The 16,898-nt window shown below is 37.5% G+C and carries 14 protein-coding genes; 3 read left to right on the top strand and 11 right to left on the bottom strand.

The window, feature by feature from the left end:
- Window positions 1-82 precede the first annotated feature (82 nt).
- The 9 genes from QMA00_RS11175 to QMA00_RS11215 all read right to left on the bottom strand — a co-directional run bounded on the left by QMA00_RS11175 (window position 83) and on the right by QMA00_RS11215 (window position 9,404).
- A complete protein-coding gene (locus QMA00_RS11175) occupies window positions 83-730 on the bottom strand; it encodes a hypothetical protein (protein WP_128583085.1) in 648 nt (215 codons plus the stop codon).
- A 437-nt stretch (window positions 731-1,167) separates the two neighbouring features.
- Entirely contained in the window at window positions 1,168-1,782 is a 615-nt protein-coding gene (locus QMA00_RS11180) for a DNA-binding protein (RefSeq protein ID WP_013464208.1), read from the bottom strand.
- 287 nt (window positions 1,783-2,069) lie between these two features.
- Entirely contained in the window at window positions 2,070-2,336 is a 267-nt protein-coding gene (locus tag QMA00_RS11185) for a hypothetical protein (protein ID WP_128583084.1), read from the bottom strand.
- Window positions 2,337-2,390: 54 nt separating this feature from the next.
- On the bottom strand, window positions 2,391-2,708 hold the full coding sequence (locus QMA00_RS11190) for a hypothetical protein (protein ID WP_128583083.1): 318 nt from the start codon (window positions 2,706-2,708) through the stop codon (window positions 2,391-2,393).
- A gap of 265 nt (window positions 2,709-2,973) precedes the next feature.
- A complete protein-coding gene (locus QMA00_RS11195; protein ID WP_128583082.1) occupies window positions 2,974-3,354 on the bottom strand; it encodes a hypothetical protein in 381 nt (126 codons plus the stop codon).
- A 98-nt stretch (window positions 3,355-3,452) separates the two neighbouring features.
- A complete protein-coding gene (locus tag QMA00_RS11200) occupies window positions 3,453-4,055 on the bottom strand; it encodes a hypothetical protein (RefSeq protein WP_128583081.1) in 603 nt (200 codons plus the stop codon).
- Window positions 4,056-6,047, bottom strand: a complete 1,992-nt coding sequence (locus QMA00_RS11205) for a site-specific integrase (protein WP_128583080.1) — start codon at window positions 6,045-6,047, stop codon at window positions 4,056-4,058.
- Between the two features lie 10 nt (window positions 6,048-6,057).
- Complete coding sequence (locus tag QMA00_RS11210; protein WP_128583079.1) at window positions 6,058-8,262, bottom strand: hypothetical protein; 2,205 nt, start codon at window positions 8,260-8,262, stop codon at window positions 6,058-6,060.
- Entirely contained in the window at window positions 8,262-9,404 is a 1,143-nt protein-coding gene (locus QMA00_RS11215) for a site-specific integrase (protein WP_128583078.1), read from the bottom strand. Before QMA00_RS11215 ends, QMA00_RS11210 begins: the two co-directional genes overlap by 1 nt.
- Before the next feature lie 87 nt (window positions 9,405-9,491).
- Between QMA00_RS11215 and dinB the strand changes: the two genes are divergently transcribed.
- Entirely contained in the window at window positions 9,492-10,523 is a 1,032-nt protein-coding gene (gene dinB, locus QMA00_RS11220; RefSeq protein ID WP_290157269.1) for a DNA polymerase IV, read from the top strand.
- A gap of 110 nt (window positions 10,524-10,633) precedes the next feature.
- Window positions 10,634-12,169, top strand: a complete 1,536-nt coding sequence (locus QMA00_RS11225; protein WP_033102620.1) for a leucyl aminopeptidase family protein — start codon at window positions 10,634-10,636, stop codon at window positions 12,167-12,169.
- A gap of 80 nt (window positions 12,170-12,249) precedes the next feature.
- Here the strand turns inward: QMA00_RS11225 and QMA00_RS11230 are convergent, their stop codons facing one another.
- Together QMA00_RS11230 and QMA00_RS11235 are read right to left on the bottom strand one after the other, a co-directional pair.
- Window positions 12,250-13,887: a methyl-accepting chemotaxis protein gene (locus QMA00_RS11230; protein ID WP_076922085.1), complete on the bottom strand. Its 1,638-nt coding sequence runs from the start codon at window positions 13,885-13,887 to the stop codon at window positions 12,250-12,252.
- 273 nt (window positions 13,888-14,160) lie between these two features.
- On the bottom strand, window positions 14,161-16,386 hold the full coding sequence (locus tag QMA00_RS11235; protein WP_076922035.1) for a DPP IV N-terminal domain-containing protein: 2,226 nt from the start codon (window positions 16,384-16,386) through the stop codon (window positions 14,161-14,163).
- A gap of 107 nt (window positions 16,387-16,493) precedes the next feature.
- On the opposite strand from QMA00_RS11235, the gene QMA00_RS11240 reads away from it, so the two are divergent.
- On the top strand, window positions 16,494-16,892 hold the full coding sequence (locus tag QMA00_RS11240) for an HIT domain-containing protein (RefSeq protein ID WP_013464220.1): 399 nt from the start codon (window positions 16,494-16,496) through the stop codon (window positions 16,890-16,892).
- Window positions 16,893-16,898: the final 6 nt, after the last annotated feature.

Raw genomic sequence — 16,898 nt, forward strand, 5'->3', positions numbered from 1 at the left:
TTTACGACAAAGTCGCTCGGTAATTAGACCGACATAATCCCTTGGTAATCACACTACTACATGTTGCTGAAAGTAGCAGAGATCAGACAACATTCAATTGCCTCATTTGTTCAGAGGACAATACAGTTAAATTATATTGATAACCTTCTTCCAAATTTACTTTTTGCCACAATGCGAAATTCGCTCGTTGCATAACTTGATCATGAGAGAGAAACCAACCTGCACGAAATGAATTTGGGTTTTGCTTGTCTAATGAAATGACTATTTTGTCGCAAAGATGAGCTACTAAACTTACTCGTTCTTTTACTTGTTCTGCATGACTTCCCGTGGCGAAAAAAACAACGCACTCATCAGACATAGCATTGATAAGCATCAACAGTATTTTGAGACTCGAAGGTACTGTCCAATCCAAATTAATAATGCCACCTGTTACCTGAGTCATTTCGTCTAAAGTAATAACTCGTTCAATAGGGCTACTAAAATGCTCTACAATAAATTCAGGGGAAGCGTGAAGTGGCTGCTCGTTGACAATGAAAACCTTTTTAAAAGGTGAGATCTTATTTATTATTTCATTTATTAAACGCTGTTCTCTAGCTCTATTGCAGTTGCCAATTACGGCATAACCTTTTGCATTTTTGGGCATTTGTAGTGAGTAGTCCGGCTCTGGAAAAGATCTGAGTTCTCTATTCAGCTCTTCAAAGGATTCAACATGTAATTGGTCTTCTTTCATCTTTCAACCTTATTATCCTTACAATTATGTTCTTATATTAAACTATTGATTTATAAAGTAAATAATACACAATGAGCACTGCGTAATGATAAAAATGAACGTGGTTGGGTTAAGTGTATATTTTTTTTGGATTTATCAGACTGGTTGTTACATTTGCGTTTACGAAAATAATCATAAAAAATTAAATAATTTCACACTACTAATTACCGTTAGGAAGTAACGGTAATTTCCTATCCTTTAAAATACTTGCCATGATGAAAAGCTAGTTTGCAAAGTGAAGGTTATAAGTAAGAGCAATCGACTAGGTATGGATAAATTTATTGAGCAATATCTTATTATTGCTAATTGAAGGTTTTGTAAAATTTGTTGATTAAGCAATGTTATCACTTACATACTCTTCTCTGGCTTTTTAAATATCATTTTATGGTGAACAGTTATTAATTTGGGGCTAATATTTTTAGCTGGCCTTTGAGTTCACCGTTTTCGTGGACTAATTTGGTATAATCGGTCTCTTTTAATTCGAGCTGCTTTATGCGTTCTTTTAGTGACTCTAACTGGCCTGCCAAATTAGAGTTTTTTGCAACAAGCTGATTATTATGCTGTTTTAATGTGGCTATTTGAGATTCTAGTGATTGTATTTCATTGTCGCTTTGATTGAGTGCTTGAAAGGCTTCTTTTTCCGATAGCTCATATTCAGCAATTTTACCTTCATGTTTTTCAATCACAGATTTAACCCGGCTCTCGGCTACCTCCATAGCCACTTTAAAGCTCTCTTTGGCTATGCTCTCTATTTGCTTGGCTGAAGTTTTTAGATTCTTGTCTAAGCTGTCTTGTATTTCAGCAGGAAGTTCTATTTTGTCTTCTTCATAATTTGTTGCAGACTCATTTTGTAGTTTTTGAATGTGTTGCTCCCAAACCCCTTTTATTCGTTCAGGACTGCCTCCGCCTAGCTTTTCACGAATTGAAAATGCAGTTACATGTTTACCGATAGATTCAATGTAATTGCCAGCAGTTATGATTTGCTCTTCTGAATATTCAGCAACTCTACCCATAAACGACTCCAAATTAGTTATTTAACTTAATTAAGTTAAATAACTTTAGTAAAGAAATCGAATTTGACAAATAAAAGGGTGAATAAAATTTAAATAGGTTTGTTTTATATTGTAGATTTGGGAGCGATTATCTAGGTTCTGAAAAATTTGAACAACTTTGGTCATATTACAATTGGAAGCAAAAACTTAAATGGGAACCAGCGTGTGTTGGTTCTCTTTTATCTAGCATTTGGGTTTGGCGCTTCGCTTTCTTTGATTTATGGCAAAGCAGGAAGACGCTACTATATCTATTCACAGTCTAATTGATTAAAAAATGTTTCTACATCAACAAGGTCGTTTTCGTCTAGATTTTGAAAACGCTTTTTGACTAGCGCAAGCTTTTCAATTTCATCAACATCGCAATCGATGTGATCTTCGCATCGAAAAATAATTTTCTTGCGAATAGCGTTTGGTCTATCTAGTGACGGTGCAACTATCTCAGTTTTAATATCGATATGCTTTTTATGGCAGGCCGAGCATTCAGCATTATGAAAATCAATATTGTTTGTCGGCATTATTAGCTCCAACTTAGTTGTGGTTGATTGATGAAATTCCGCTTGGTGCCAAAGCTAATGGGCCAAAAGAGACGATGATCTGTTTAACGCCTGTATCTGTTCTGGCGAAAAGCCGATGCGAAGAAGTTCAAAGTCTTTTAATTGCATATGAGTTTTTTGACCCTCACCAAGAACTTGATAAAGGTTACCACTAGCCGTTTTGATTAGCTGGTTCTGAGGCAAAATTTCAACTATTTTGGATGTGCTAATGTAATCGTCAGTTGCGAATCGGTATGTCATGTCATCAACACAGATCCCCCATAAAACTTTTCCTATCAATGCATCACCACCGAATACAGAAACAATGTGCCAGTTTTTAACTATTGTATTCATAAGCCGACCCTCGCGTTTTGTTTGATGACTTATGATAGAAAAATTTGAATTAAAAACATATCAAAAGGGTGGATCTAATCTTGAGTTTTTACTTCAGCATGATCCTTTCCCAAAAGAAATATGATGTCTAGATTAATCGAAATAAACAACTGCGATTTTTAGCTGAGGTCGTACGCTGTTAGCACCGGAGTATGTAGGGATGAATAATCTCCATTCATAAAATACATGGTATGATCTTACTCTGGTCTTGCTTGATAGTTTTTAGTTAGTCGTAAGCTCCAAAAGTTTCCTCTGTTGCACCAGCGGTGAGTGTTTTGCAGATACCATCAATATAGTTAAGTTCATCTTCACTTCGTAAGTTTTCTTCTGGAAAATAACCAAACAGCTTTACACTTTCTCCACGATTATTTTTAGCCATTATTTTGGCGACATGGGCATTGCCAAATGGCAATAAAGCAATGCAATCATCGTTAATAATCACACTTAACTCTTCTTTTAAAAACTCATTAAAACAGTTGATCTTAACTTGATGCCGACCATCATCTAAAACATTAATAAGTTCATGAGAAAACTCAGAATCTGTAATAATTTTGCTATTAAGCGCCTTTTTTATTTGATCTAGCATAGTGGTTGTATCAACTGTCATTATTTACCTCGGTAATAAGCTGCACGTAAAAACGTAAAAGAGAACACTTTTGCATTATAGGACAATAATTTGAATTTTATAATTTTACGAAAAAATCATTAATTATCAGCATCAGATCTTTTATTAAGTTGTTGAAAAAGAAGGCTAACTTGAGTTCTTAAGTTTTTTATTACTTCTTCATTATTAGCTTGGTCAATGAGAAGCTTTTCATTTTGTAATGCCAAATCTTTTTGTTTTTTTAGTGTTTGATTTGCAATTAACTGCTTGAAAAAATTACAGTATTTATCTTGTTCCAATTGTTTGAGCTTTGCTTTCAATATATGATTTTCTTTTTCTAGATCTGCTTTATTTTTTCGTTTTTTCTTCTTTTTAGGCTGCTCTACTTTTTTAATTATTTTTAACAGTTCGGTATTTTTATCATTTAAATAGGTAAATAACTTTTCTTGTCTGTCTACTCGTATGTTTGAGGGTGAAACATTGGCTGTTTCAGCAATGTGTGATTTAACAATTGGACCGTTATAAAAGTCTAATCCTTTTATGTCTTTAGATTGGATTTTTATTAAAAGCTCATGATAAATTTTATTAGTAGCGTCATACAATTTTTTTGTTACTGGTGGCCCATCCAAAACCCAATTTGGGTAACTCTCCAAATTTTCTGACTGATGTATCTTTTTTAGTTTGTTAAGCATGTTACTAGTCATTTAGTTTTCCATCTCTGCTAAAATTTTATTGCCATTTTGGACTACTTTTTTACTAACTTCAGATTGAGGCGTGTTTTTTATTGGGAATTTTTCTAGAAAACTCTCATGGCTGATGACATTTCTAATAATATTTTCTTTATGACTAGCTTTGTTATGAAGTGAATTAGGGCAGCCAGAACAAAGTTCAAAACATCCGTTAAGTACTTTTGCAATCCCTGTTTTTTTATCTAAGCACTTTGCAAGATGTTGTCGGCTTTTTAATACTAGGCAGTAGCCATACTCATGAGGAACTACGTGTAGTAAATCTGTCTTAAGTTCGTTTATATATGCTCCTATATCCTCTTCAGTTACAAACTCAAATTTAGAGACTTCTCTTTGAATAAATAATGCTATCGGCCCTGTAAAATCTTGAGAGTGTTCTCCTACCATTTCGAATACTAATTCTGCCATGTACTTCTGTTGTGCAGCAAATTCAATCTGATCTTGAGCTTTTGAGTCAGTATAAGTATTTGTAAATTCACCATTGATACAATGTCGGAAGTGATTTCTGATCGCTTCATGAATGTTTCCATCAAAACGCCTTAGCACAAAATCAACGAACGAATGACGAAATGCATGTGGATATATTCCACGGTATTCATCCAAGACTGTGTCTCCAAATTTATCCACGACTTTGTTGAAAAATATAATTAATCTATCTCTAAAGTTTTCTCTAGAGACTCCTGCTCCATCATGAACGACTCTTTTTTCATCAGCTCCAAAATGTGTTTTCATTGCAGTGTAATATCCAAAAAGGTAGGTGCTCTGACCATCTTTTCGATCATGTTTCGTTATATAGCTAACATCACATAAAATATCCGCAGCTTCGGCTGCAAGTCCGCCTATTGCTCTTAATTGTTTGGTTCCCTGTTGAGTTTTATCTTCTTTAGTTTTAAACCGCCATACGCCATCATCATCCTTATAATAGTCCTGTGAATCTGTTTGTTTCATTTCGTGGACTCGGATACCAGTAAGACAGAAGAATATAATCTTACAAGCGTCATAAATTTCTTTAACTTTGTTATTTAGCTGTTTGTGGCCTCCTAGGTTGATTACGAAATCTACTGGATCAAAATCTTTACTTCCTTTTAGGGATTTAAATTGAGCTTGTACCGCTTCAAGGAAGTTCTCAATCCTCTTAGCTGCTTGAATGAATTGTTTATTGACCGCCTTACCAGACACAACTTGATTAAAAATGGTGTTGCCTTTTTTAAATACTGATTCAGGAAAAAGTTTTAGGGCCGATCTTTGGACGCTAAAGTATGCTCTGACTGCTTTTGCTTCATCAGAGTGAATAGTATTCATTGCCTCTAGTAAAAGAAGTGAAGCTACCTCAAGTGGAACTGAGTCATAACTGCCGCCTTTTATCCATTCTTTGAAGTCACATTCTAATAATGTCAGATCATGTTCAAATTCAGACAAAATGCTTTCAAAATTTGAAGGCCCTAGGTATCCGTCAGAAAGAAGTCCCTTGCGATATAGATTGCCAGAATTAGAGATGTGCCATGCTGTTTTAAGCAAAGTATCTTTTCCTATAAATTGTAAAGATGAATCTAAAAGCTTTCGTTCTGGTGTTTGGATATTATTAAAGACAATATCTTTTAGTAGATTGAAAACGTCTTCTTCTGACCATGACGCTAATGATGCATCGGGCTTATTAATGGTTGCCCAAGTTATGAGTTTTGCTATTTGGTTGCGCTTCATTTCAATCGTAGATTTTCTCGCGCTTAACGTTTGAAGTTTGCTGTCGGTATAACCGTTAGCCCACTGTATAAGGTATTCTCTGCCCCAGTTTCTCCACCTTGAATTTGCTCCTTTGAACGAAACATCAAGCGAAAAGGTTTCTCCGCTGTTGCTATCTGAGATAGAAAACGTTTTATCAGTTATGCAATTGATAAGACGATTTTGTTCCAACTTTGATTTAACAGGTTGTTTAGTTTGTAAAATAGCCATATTAATTACCTCATACTAGCGAAGGAAAAGGGATATCAAATTCTTCCAACAGTTTTTTACCTTCTCGCTGTATGTCAGGTGGAAAACTGTTAAAGATTGTAGAAAGATAAGCTAGCTTTTTTTGAGCATCTTGACCTTTAAGTTGGCTGTCTAAGAACAGTCGAGGTATTTCATTATGTAAGTGGTTTATATACCCTTTTAATAACATAGCTGTAACCTCACTAATTACAATAATTACCTGACCATTATGTTGAAAGCCTCCCCAAAGCTCGGCATCCACATTTTCTAGTAACTGCTCTATATCTTCATATCCTGAGGTGAGACCCAAAAGGTCTTTGATTTCACTTAGGTTTATTTTTTTCACATCTTTTAGATATTCGCCTACTTTGAGTGCATCTTCAACCATTAGGTCTCCAACTTGTGCACCAAAATTTCTTTCGGATTCAATAGCTTCTTTTGAGTTACTTCTGTTGCCATAAACATTATGTTTTGTTGCAAGTGAATGAGAGGTAAGTTCTGCTTGAACCGCAGGTTCGCTTTGGCTACGTGCAGTTTCAGGTCCTTCCTTTTTTGAAATTGTAACGGTGTCGTCCATGCGTTTTCTTGACATAGTTATGGCATCAGGTGTTAAGCCTATAACTCTACTTTCTCTTTTGGATGCACCAGTTAAGTCATTCAATTTCTTTTTATTTCGGCTGTTTGTTAATGTTTCGTTGTAGGCTATTTGATTGTGCTGCCACATACGTTTGATAAGCCACAAAAAAGCATCTCCTTCTGAGCCAAGCTCATCTTTATACTGACGGGTTACCTCTGACTCATTTGATAGGAGTAATTCAAACAGATGTAGACTTTTAGCTGTAAATCCGATATGCCCTTTAGCAGTTGTAACAGTACTATAATCAAGCGTTTTATTGCTATCTGCGAAGCTATATTCTTTGGCTACTTTCCGTTGTTCTATATATCGTGTGTAACATTGGTAAGGTAAGTTCTGCCTAGTATATATGGGGGTTGCTGATGATTTATCTCGTCTCCCTTTGTTATATTGAATTTGCGTAGATTCAATATTTATTGAAAAGTCTGACAGCAAATGAATATTTAGCCCTTCTCGCTGAATAGATTCAGATGCTAACAAGCATTGGATTAAATATATTTCAAAATCTGATGGACATATTAGAAATTTAGGTGTGATGTTATCCAATCTTCGTAATAAGTAACTATTTTTTCCATAAGTTCTTTTCGTGTAAATTGACGCTGTAGTTTGCAAATTGTTCTTAAATTCTTGCACCCACTGCAAGGTTGTTAGTTTTGCTTCAAGTGAATTTAATTTCGCTTTAGGAAATGATCTAAATGTAAAAATTTCAAGAGTAAGTGGATCTGCATTGTTAACAATAGTCTCATAAATTTGGAGGTTAGCTTTTTTAATGATTTCCCAACTTAAGTTATCTATTTGCTTAGGAGGTGCGTAATCCACAGTAAAGTTGTTTGATTGAGAGTTCAAAATTAACGGTTTATTGTCATACTCAGCCGTTTTTAAAGCGTTTATTTGTTTTAAAACGTGCTTATTCGACATTAGCTTCTCTCTGATATCAGAAAGCTTATTTAGTAGAAAGCAGCAACCTAGGCGCAAACTTTGCATCAATTCTGTATCTGAGTATGGTGTGTTTTTTTGACCAAAAAGTTCAGCCATTGATTTTTTTGGAAGCGAATGTGGTGGAGGAAAGTTCGGAAAAAATACTAAGTAATTTGCTAGGGATACATGAGCAAATTTATCTTTATCGAAACCGTCCACTACCGTCTTATTAAAGAGTTTTAATGGCACCCTTAAAATCATTTCTTCGTTGTAAAAACTTGTTCTTTCTGACGTTCCCTTTAACTTGATAAAGTACAGATTAACAATATTGTAAGGTAAACCAGATGATTCATATTGTTTGTTTTCCGCAATATATTTATAAAAATTTCTAAACTCAATTGCTTTGGTGTATCTAGTACTTGGGCGTAACCCCAAAAACAATGGTGACTGAAGGTAGCCGATATATAATTTTAGAAGAGGATTAGATATATGTGCAGGAGGTATGGTTACCTGAACAATAGCGTTGTTACCACTACCATCTTTACCGTAAACAGTTGCCTCAGAGTCAGAATAATTAATTGGAACGACTTCAGCGGGTGCTAGACTAGCTAATTCTGACTTGGTATTTTTGTGGGTACTTTCCATTAGGCTTTCTCGGACTTTCTTTTAAAGTCTTTACCATACTTAGTTTCTTCTAAGGACAGTGCATGTAGAACGTCTTCACGCTTATTTAATAGTGCTTCAAAATAGATATAGCCAAATGTGGTTGATTTTCGTTTGTGACCTAGCCACTGTGGAACATAGATCCAAGGATCATCTCCGTTGTCACGGCAGGCAGTAACTGAGTTTGTAGCAAAACATTTTCTTAGCTTATGGAATCCTCTGTGCTTCCATAACTGAGCCTCCTCTAAAGTTAGCGAAGTATTTTCACAATATTTATCAGCACATTTTCTAAAAAGTTTAGAAGCAAAAGTCTTATCCTTTAAAAGTTTTCCATTCTCTTGACAAATCATGTTGCCTGACTTTATATGTTTAGCTTCCCCCCAAATAAATTCATAGATTGATTTGACTAGGCTAGGTTCAAAGGGGGTTGTTCTGATGGAATTTCCTTTACCATAAATGTTTATGTGAATTGCTTTCGGGATAAAAAAATCAACTTTAGGCAATAATTGTCTGAAAGTTTCGATATTTAAGTTTTCCGCTAGAACAACTTCAAAAGCTCTAAATCCAGCGTAGTAACCTAATTGCAAAACTAGTTCATTTCTTTTTTTCATGAATGATGATTGAGAGTCTACATAGCATAATAAACACTCCTGAAACTTCTTCTTATGAAAATACGCTTCATGCATATCTGTTTTAACACCGGAAAGAAAGCTTTGTTCGTATTCGTTATTTTCATAGGCGTAACTAAAGAGCATCTCTTTTGTGGTAAAGCCCGATTGATATAAATATTTAAAGAACTCTTTTAATACGGCAATATGATTTTCAATTGAGCTGTGCTTCAGCTTTCTTTGTCGTTGTAATACTCCGACTAAATATCCACTCATTTCTTGATCAGTTAATCTTTCGATATTCTCGATAGATAAATTAGTTTTACTTATAATTTCTTTATAAAAAGATTTTAAAGCCTTCATGTAGGTAGTGACCGTGCCAAATAAATTATTGACTGCGGTATGCAATAGAAATGCTGAAGGATGAACTAAAGGGATGTCATTATTAACTAAAGCATAAGTTGAAATCTTTCTTCCACCATAAGGAATGCTTTCTACTAATTTACTTTCAATCATATAAATCTCATTTGTTTTATAATTAACTTAGAACTTTAATGGCTTTTGTCAAGGTGGAGTTATATTGGATGTAACCTATGATAAGATATGGACTGCTTTTATGCGGCCGTAGAAATGCGCGACAATCCTAAGCTTGCAAGCGTACCGCTGGCAATTGGCGGAAATAGTCGCCGTGGAGTGCTCTCTACCGCTAACTATATTGCTAGAGAGTATGGGGTGCGCTCTGCTATGTCTAACTATCATGCCAAACAGCTTTGCCCTGACTTAGTTATTGTGCCTGGCAGAATGGCTGTTTATAAACAAGTATCAACACAGATCCGCGCCATTTTTAACCGCTATACTGACCTTGTAGAACCTCTTTCGCTTGATGAAGCATACTTAGATGTAACTCATAGTACTGCTTTTAAAGGTAGTGCAACGTTAATTGCAGAGCAAATTCGTACCGATATTTTTAATACCACAGGGCTGACTGCATCTGCGGGTATTGCCCCAATAAAGTTTATTGCCAAAATTGCTAGTGATGAAAATAAGCCCAATGGCCAATTTGTAGTATTGCCTGAGCAGGTTGACTCGTTTTTAGCCCAATTGCCATTAGGTAAAATTCCAGGGGTGGGTAAAGTAACTCTAGAAAAGCTTAATTTAAAAGGGTTATACACGGGGCAAGATGTGCGCGAAAAAGGGGCTAGTTGGATGCAACAGCATGTGGGTAATTTTGGTGTGTCGTTATATCAAAAGTGCATGGGTGAGCATATAGGGCGCGTTTCCACCGAGCGGGTACGTAAGTCATTGAGTGTGGAACATACTTATGAATACAACAAAAACAGCCTAGATGAATGCCTTGAACAATTACCGCAACTGTTAGATGAACTCGTGGTTCGATTAAATAAACAGCAACTACAACATAAAATTAATAAATTAAGTGTTAAAGTTAAATTTGCTAATTTTGTAGTGACCTCAGCAGATCAAGCTGCGCATCAATTAAACACGGCTATTTTTAAAGAGTTACTCGCCAAAGCCTATCAACGTGGATTACAACAACCGGTGCGCTTATTAGGAATTGGCGTGGGTATTAAAAATCAACCAGAGCATAATTTACAGCTCAGTATTTTAGATGTGTAAAACGTGTAACTCCAAGTTGCCAGTAAATATGCAGGTTATCGCAGTTCACTGGTTATAAATTGCTAAATAAATAATAATAGGGACTACGTTTTCTAACAGGATCCTTTTTTATGGCATATCCAAAAGCAGTACTGGCTAAGCCGGTAAGTGCAAGCCTAGATTGTACATCGCATGATGCACTTATTATTATCAGCAACGACTTTTCTCATTTACCAAATACGCCACTGCGTGATGCAATTTTAGACCAAGCCCAAGTAGACTCTCGCATAGGCAATCAAGTCACCTTGTTAGTGATTGCCGGTAAACGTGTCGTGTTAGCGCCAACAGGCCCTTTAAACAGAGATTATGACGACGTTCGTCGTTATTTTGATGCAGCCAAATTAGCCATTAATGAGGCAAAAGCATCAGGTAGTGTTAACCCTGCTATTTATTTACCCGCTTTAAATACGGATAGCCGTTATCAACATGCTCTTGAAGTGGCTTACTTAGGCGCATGCCAAGCATTATGGCAACCCCTAGAAGCGCGTGAGTTTCATGGTCAAGGTATTGAACCTATTACTCAAATAGGCTTAATTGATGCCAATGAGCAAACAATCAAAGCAGTCAATGCGTTAGCTGCGGGGCAATATGCCGCACGTGATTTATGTGGCACCGAGCCTGAACGCATGGCCCCCCCACGTTTTGCTGATTATTGTACTGAGTTATTTGAAAACAGTGCGGTGAGCGTTGATGTGATTGATGATTTAGCTGCCATTGATAAGCATTACCCCATGCTAAGTACCGTTGCTCGCGCATCGTATGCGGTAGAGCGTCATCATCCACGCGTTGTTAAACTTGAATACGTGCCTGAGGGCGAAGTAACCCGAACACTGATGTTTGTTGGTAAAGGTTTAGTCTATGATACGGGCGGTGCAGATTTAAAAGTCGGTGGTTTTATGGCGGGCATGAGCCGCGATAAAGGCGGTGCGGCCTCGGTTGCTGGATTTATGAAAGCAGTAGCCGATTATCAGCCTAAAGGGGTTAAAGTGATTGCCTTTTTAGCGGTTGTACGCAACTCCATTGGTTCAGATTGTTTTGTCCCTGATGAAATAATTACTAGCCGTGAAGGTGTGCGAGTACGTATTGGTAATACCGATGCCGAAGGGCGTTTAGCTATGGGTGATTTACTTAGCGAAATGAAAGATTTAGCTAAAAACGAAATAAATCCAACGTTGTTTACAGTGGCTACTTTAACAGGGCATGCTGCGCGCGCGATGGGACCCTATGGCGCATATGTTGAGAATGGACCAGCGCGTAGTGCTAATATTTCACGCCAATTGGCCGATTGTGGTGATTTATGGGCTGACGGTGCTGAAGTGTCGCGTTCACGCCGTGAAGATTATGATTTTATAAAACCACGCACTTTAGCTGACGATGTGCTTTCTAGTAATAATGCGGCTTCTGCTGTCACAGCGCGCGGCCATCAATTCCCTATGGCATTTTTAGCTGTGGTAGGTGGATTAGATAAGCATGGTAATGAATCTACTTTACCACTTCCTTATGTACATATGGATATTGCTGGTAGTGGCGTTGAAGGCGGCGACTGGCAACATGGTAAACCAACTGCAGCGTCAGTTAGCAGTTTATTTGCCCGCTATTGTTTATAATTTTCTATAAATAATCTTAAAAAGCCCTGAAAATCAGGGCTTTTTAATTGGTCAAAGATATTTATTATCCGGAGTTAAGGTTAACTAAGCTTAAAGCGCGATACCACGCTTGATAACTCAACACTGCTTTGTTTGAGTTTGTCGCTAGCGCGAGTTAAATCTTTAGTGTTACCCAATGATTGCTTTGTAGATTGTGATAAATCATTAATTCTTAAATTCACCTCGTCTGCGGCTGATGTTTGCTGCTCTGTGGCGCGAGCAATTTGGCCGTTCATATCGGTGATCACCGATACCAGCCTGTCTATTTCATCAAGTGATGCATTAGCAGAAGAGGCTTGTTCAACCGTAGAAATAGAAATCTCTTGGCTAGATTTTACCGCTTCAACTGCAGCTTTAGCCCCTTCTTGCAGCTTAGCTATCATAGCTTGAATTTCATCCGTGCTTTTACCTGTCCGGCTGGCAAGTGTTCTTACTTCGTCGGCTACAACTGCAAAGCCTCTTCCATGTTCACCTGCTCTTGCAGCTTCAATAGCTGCGTTTAGCGCTAACAGATTGGTTTGTTCAGCAATGCTTCTAATAACATCAAGTACCGAGCCAATATTATTACTCTCTTGAGCAAGTTCGGCGGTCACTTTGCTGACAGTTTCTATATTACTAGAGAGGGTTTCAATGGCGGTAATGGTTTTCGACACTACATTTTTACCCGTTGATGCATTACTAGCAGCATCATTTGCGGCTTGCTCAGCAGCTTCGGCATTACGGCTAACATCATGAATTTGATGAGTCATTTGCTCCATTGCCGCGGCTACTTGGCTGCTACTGTCGTTTTGAAGCTCAATAAACGACTGGCTGGTTTTGCTAGAATCATCGACTGCATGGGCATGCTCGTTTACATCGTTTGCGCTTTTGGCAACCAGCACCAAAGACTCCCTAATTTTAGAGACAAATAAATTAAATGATCTCGACAGTTGAGATATTTCATCATTGCCATTTTCGTTAAGAGTACGAGTTAAATCCCCCTCACCTTGAGAGATATCTTTCATCATTTCTGCTGCTAAACGGGTCGGCGTTAAAATACTGTGACCAATAAAGTAGCTAAAAAGTACGACAACGACGAGCATAATCATCACATTGATAACGATAATAGTACGTTGCTGCGAAAAGGCACTGTCTATAGTATCGAGGTAAACGCCCGAGCCGATGATCCATTGCCATTGATTAAAGCCTTTTACATACGCAATTTTATCTACGGGTTTGTCGCTGCCGGGTTTTGGCCACTTGTAAGGCACATAGCCTTCGCCGGATTTTTTAACAACATCAACCATTTCAACAAATAAAGGGGTGCCATCAGGGTCTTTATTATTCGTTAAATCTTTCCCTTCAAGGGCTGGTTTAATTGGGTGCATTACCATGGTTGGCTGATAATTGTTGATCCAAAAATAGTTAGTATCATCGTAACGCAATGAGCGTATTGAGGCCATCGCTTGAGATTGTGCTTGTGCACGAGTGAGTGTTTGACTTTGTTCAAGCGCTGCGTAGTGTGTAATGATGCTATAAGCAGTTTCCACCACATTTTTTGTTTTTAGATATTGCTCATTTTTAAGCGATTTATATTGATTACTTAAACTCGAAATACTCAAAACAATTAAACCAAAAATTACAATCCCTACTAAAATGGCTAAACGTTGAAATATAGTAAAACGACGGAGGTTTGGCATATGCATGTTCCCGTATTAGAGCATTATTTCTCTTAAATAAGCATAGTTAAAATATAGGCTAATACGGTTTTATTTTCCTTATATTGTATTTTTAATACTCTCTTTGTTAACTAGTTTGCGTAAATACAATAAAAAGGATAGGCCGAACTTTTATTTAACGGGTGCTTATAATGAATTTAATTATTGTTTGTTGACGTTTCAATATAGCTTATCTGCATAAAAAAAGGCTGATACTTATATCAGCCTTTAGTCGAATAATTAACCCAGTTTTAGTTACTTTGTATTAAAATTACGGTTAAAGAAGTTTGTTATAGTTTGATGTAAATGAGTTTGAACTTGTTTACCGCGAAGGCTATGTTTTGAGCCCGGGTAAGTCATCATTTCAAACTGTTGATTGTTATCTTGCAGCTGTTTAAACAATTTAGTGGCATGGGTAAATAATACGTTGTCATCGGCCATACCATGGTAAATCATTAATGGGCCTTTTAAGCCTTCAGCGTATGGGAACACCGCACTGTCGATATAGCCTTGGGCATTAGTATCAGGGTGACCCAAATAGCGCTCGGTATAATGGGTGTCGTATAGAGCCCAGTCGGTAACCGGAGCACCAGATACACCCGCGCTAAAGTAATCGCCTGCTTTAAACATGGTCATTAGCGCCATATAACCACCGTAGCTGTGGCCGTATATACCTATGCGAGCAGGGTCTACGTAATCAAGAGTACGTAAAAACTCAACGCCTTTGATTTGATCCGCCACTTCTACAACGCCTAAGTGCTTATAAATTGCATCTTCAAACTTTTTACCGTGATTGTAAGAGCCTCGGTTATCAAGTTGAAAAATTACATAACCTTGTTGCGCCATGTATTGAAAATATAAATTTTTACTGCGCCAGCTATTGGTTACTCGCTGAGCATGAGGACCACCGTAAACGTTGACAATAACCGGATGCTTTTTACCCTTTGCCATATTTGCAGGTTTAAATAAACGATAATGCATAATTTGGCCGTCTTCAGCGGTAATTGTTCCGTATTCGGGCTGGGCTAAATCAGTTAGATACGGGGTAAGTGGGTGAGAGTCATCAAGCTTATTCTCTTCAAGCCACGTAATAAACTCACCATTAATTTTGCGCAGTGCAGCTGAATTTGGCTTATTAACCGATGAGCTATTATCAATGAAAGTTTTATTATCTTTAGCTAGAACGACATTATGGTATTGGCCTTTTTCAGTAATGCGCTTCATACCCCCTTTTTTAAATAAAGGCGCACTGTATAAATGGCTCTCTAGCGGGGTATCTTTACGTGCAGCAAAGTAAACAACGCCATTTTTTTCATCTATCCCTTTTAGGCTATCTACGACCCAATCACCTGCGGTAATCTGGCGGATAAGTTGGCCGTTATTACGATATAAATAAAGGTGCTTAAATCCATCGCGCTCTGAGGCCCATACAAAATGCTTTTTATCTTTTAAAAATTCAAGGTCAAAATGCAAGTTGATCCAGGTATCACTTTTTTCAGTTAAAGCAACGGTTTGCTGTTTTGTTTTAGTGTTGTAAAAACGTAATTCTAAGCTATGTTGCGAGCGGTTCTGCCATTGATAAGAGAGCGTATTGCTGTCGTTTAGCCACTTAGCGCGGGCAATATAAATATCTTTATCGTCGCCTAAGTCAATCCAGTCAACTGCTTGATCATTAAGCTTTACCACCCCAAGTTGAATGTCAACATTATTGGTGCCAGTAAATGGATAACGCTGGTTAAATAGTTTTACTTCATCAGCATAAATTTCGTTACGAATCGCTTCTTGAACAGGGCTTTCATCAACGCGAGTAAAGGCGATTTTAGATTCATCATTTGCCCACCAATAACCGGTCATACGGCTCATTTCTTCTTGCGCCACAAATTCGGCCATGCCGTTTTTAATTACGCCACCGCCATCTTTACTTAACTGAATTTCTTTACCTGAAGCCAGCTCTAGTGCATATAGGTTTTGCTCTCGGATAAAGGATACGAAATTTCCTTTTGGAGAGAAACGCGCATCGGTTTCAAATGCGTCTGTGTTAGTCAGCTTTTTACTATTTTTAGCATCTAAGTCATAGTAATAAAGATCGCCATTAAGAGGGAATAACAGTGCTTTCCCATCTTTTGACCATTTATATTCAAGGATACCTTTTCCAAAAATACGTTGGCGTTCGCGGCGTGCTTTTTCTTCATCGGAGAGATTTTCTGGGCCTGAAAATAACTGCGCCGAATCAACTAACAACCGGTTGGTATTATCTTTTAAATTATATTCCCATAAATCGTAGCGGTTATAGTCATCGGTTTTACCTTGTAAGTAGGTAACCCGGCTACCATCAGGCGAAAACTTAAGTTGTACCGGAGATTTGCCTGCTAAGCTCGGATCATCAAATATACGCTCAAGCGTTAGCGGCTCAGCTTCTGCGCTTAATGCGCCCGCGAGTAGGGGAATTGCCAGTGAGAGATGTTTTAGTTTTTTTAACACAGGATTGCCTTTACTTACATAAAATTATCTCGATGGTAAAGCACAAGCGTGTGCAACTGCAACTAAATGCTATAAAGTGTGCGGTAAAATAATCTAAGGACTTTAACATGAGCAAAACATCATTTACCTTAGCACCTGAACTGAAAAGAGATTGTATTGAACTGGCTGATTGGCCACTTTGTAAGGTGTTGCTATTAAACGACAGCCAATATCCTTGGTTTGTATTGGTCCCCAGAATAGCGGGTTTAAAAGAGATTATTGATTTAACCGAGCAGCAACAAATTACTTATTTACACGAGTCAGCGAAACTCAGTCATTTGTTAATGGAGGTGTTTAATCCTGATAAGTTAAATGTAGCCGCATTGGGTAATATGGTGCCACAACTACATATTCATCATATCGCGCGTTTTAAAACAGATATTGCGTGGCCTGCGCCGGTATGGGGCAAGTTCCCAAGTGTGCCTTATACTAATGAGCAGATAGAGCAATTAAAAGCGCATTTTTAAAAATCA

The sequence above is a fragment of the Pseudoalteromonas sp. APC 3694 genome (assembly GCF_030407565.1).
GTDB classification, from domain to species: Bacteria; Pseudomonadota; Gammaproteobacteria; order Enterobacterales; family Alteromonadaceae; genus Pseudoalteromonas; species Pseudoalteromonas tetraodonis.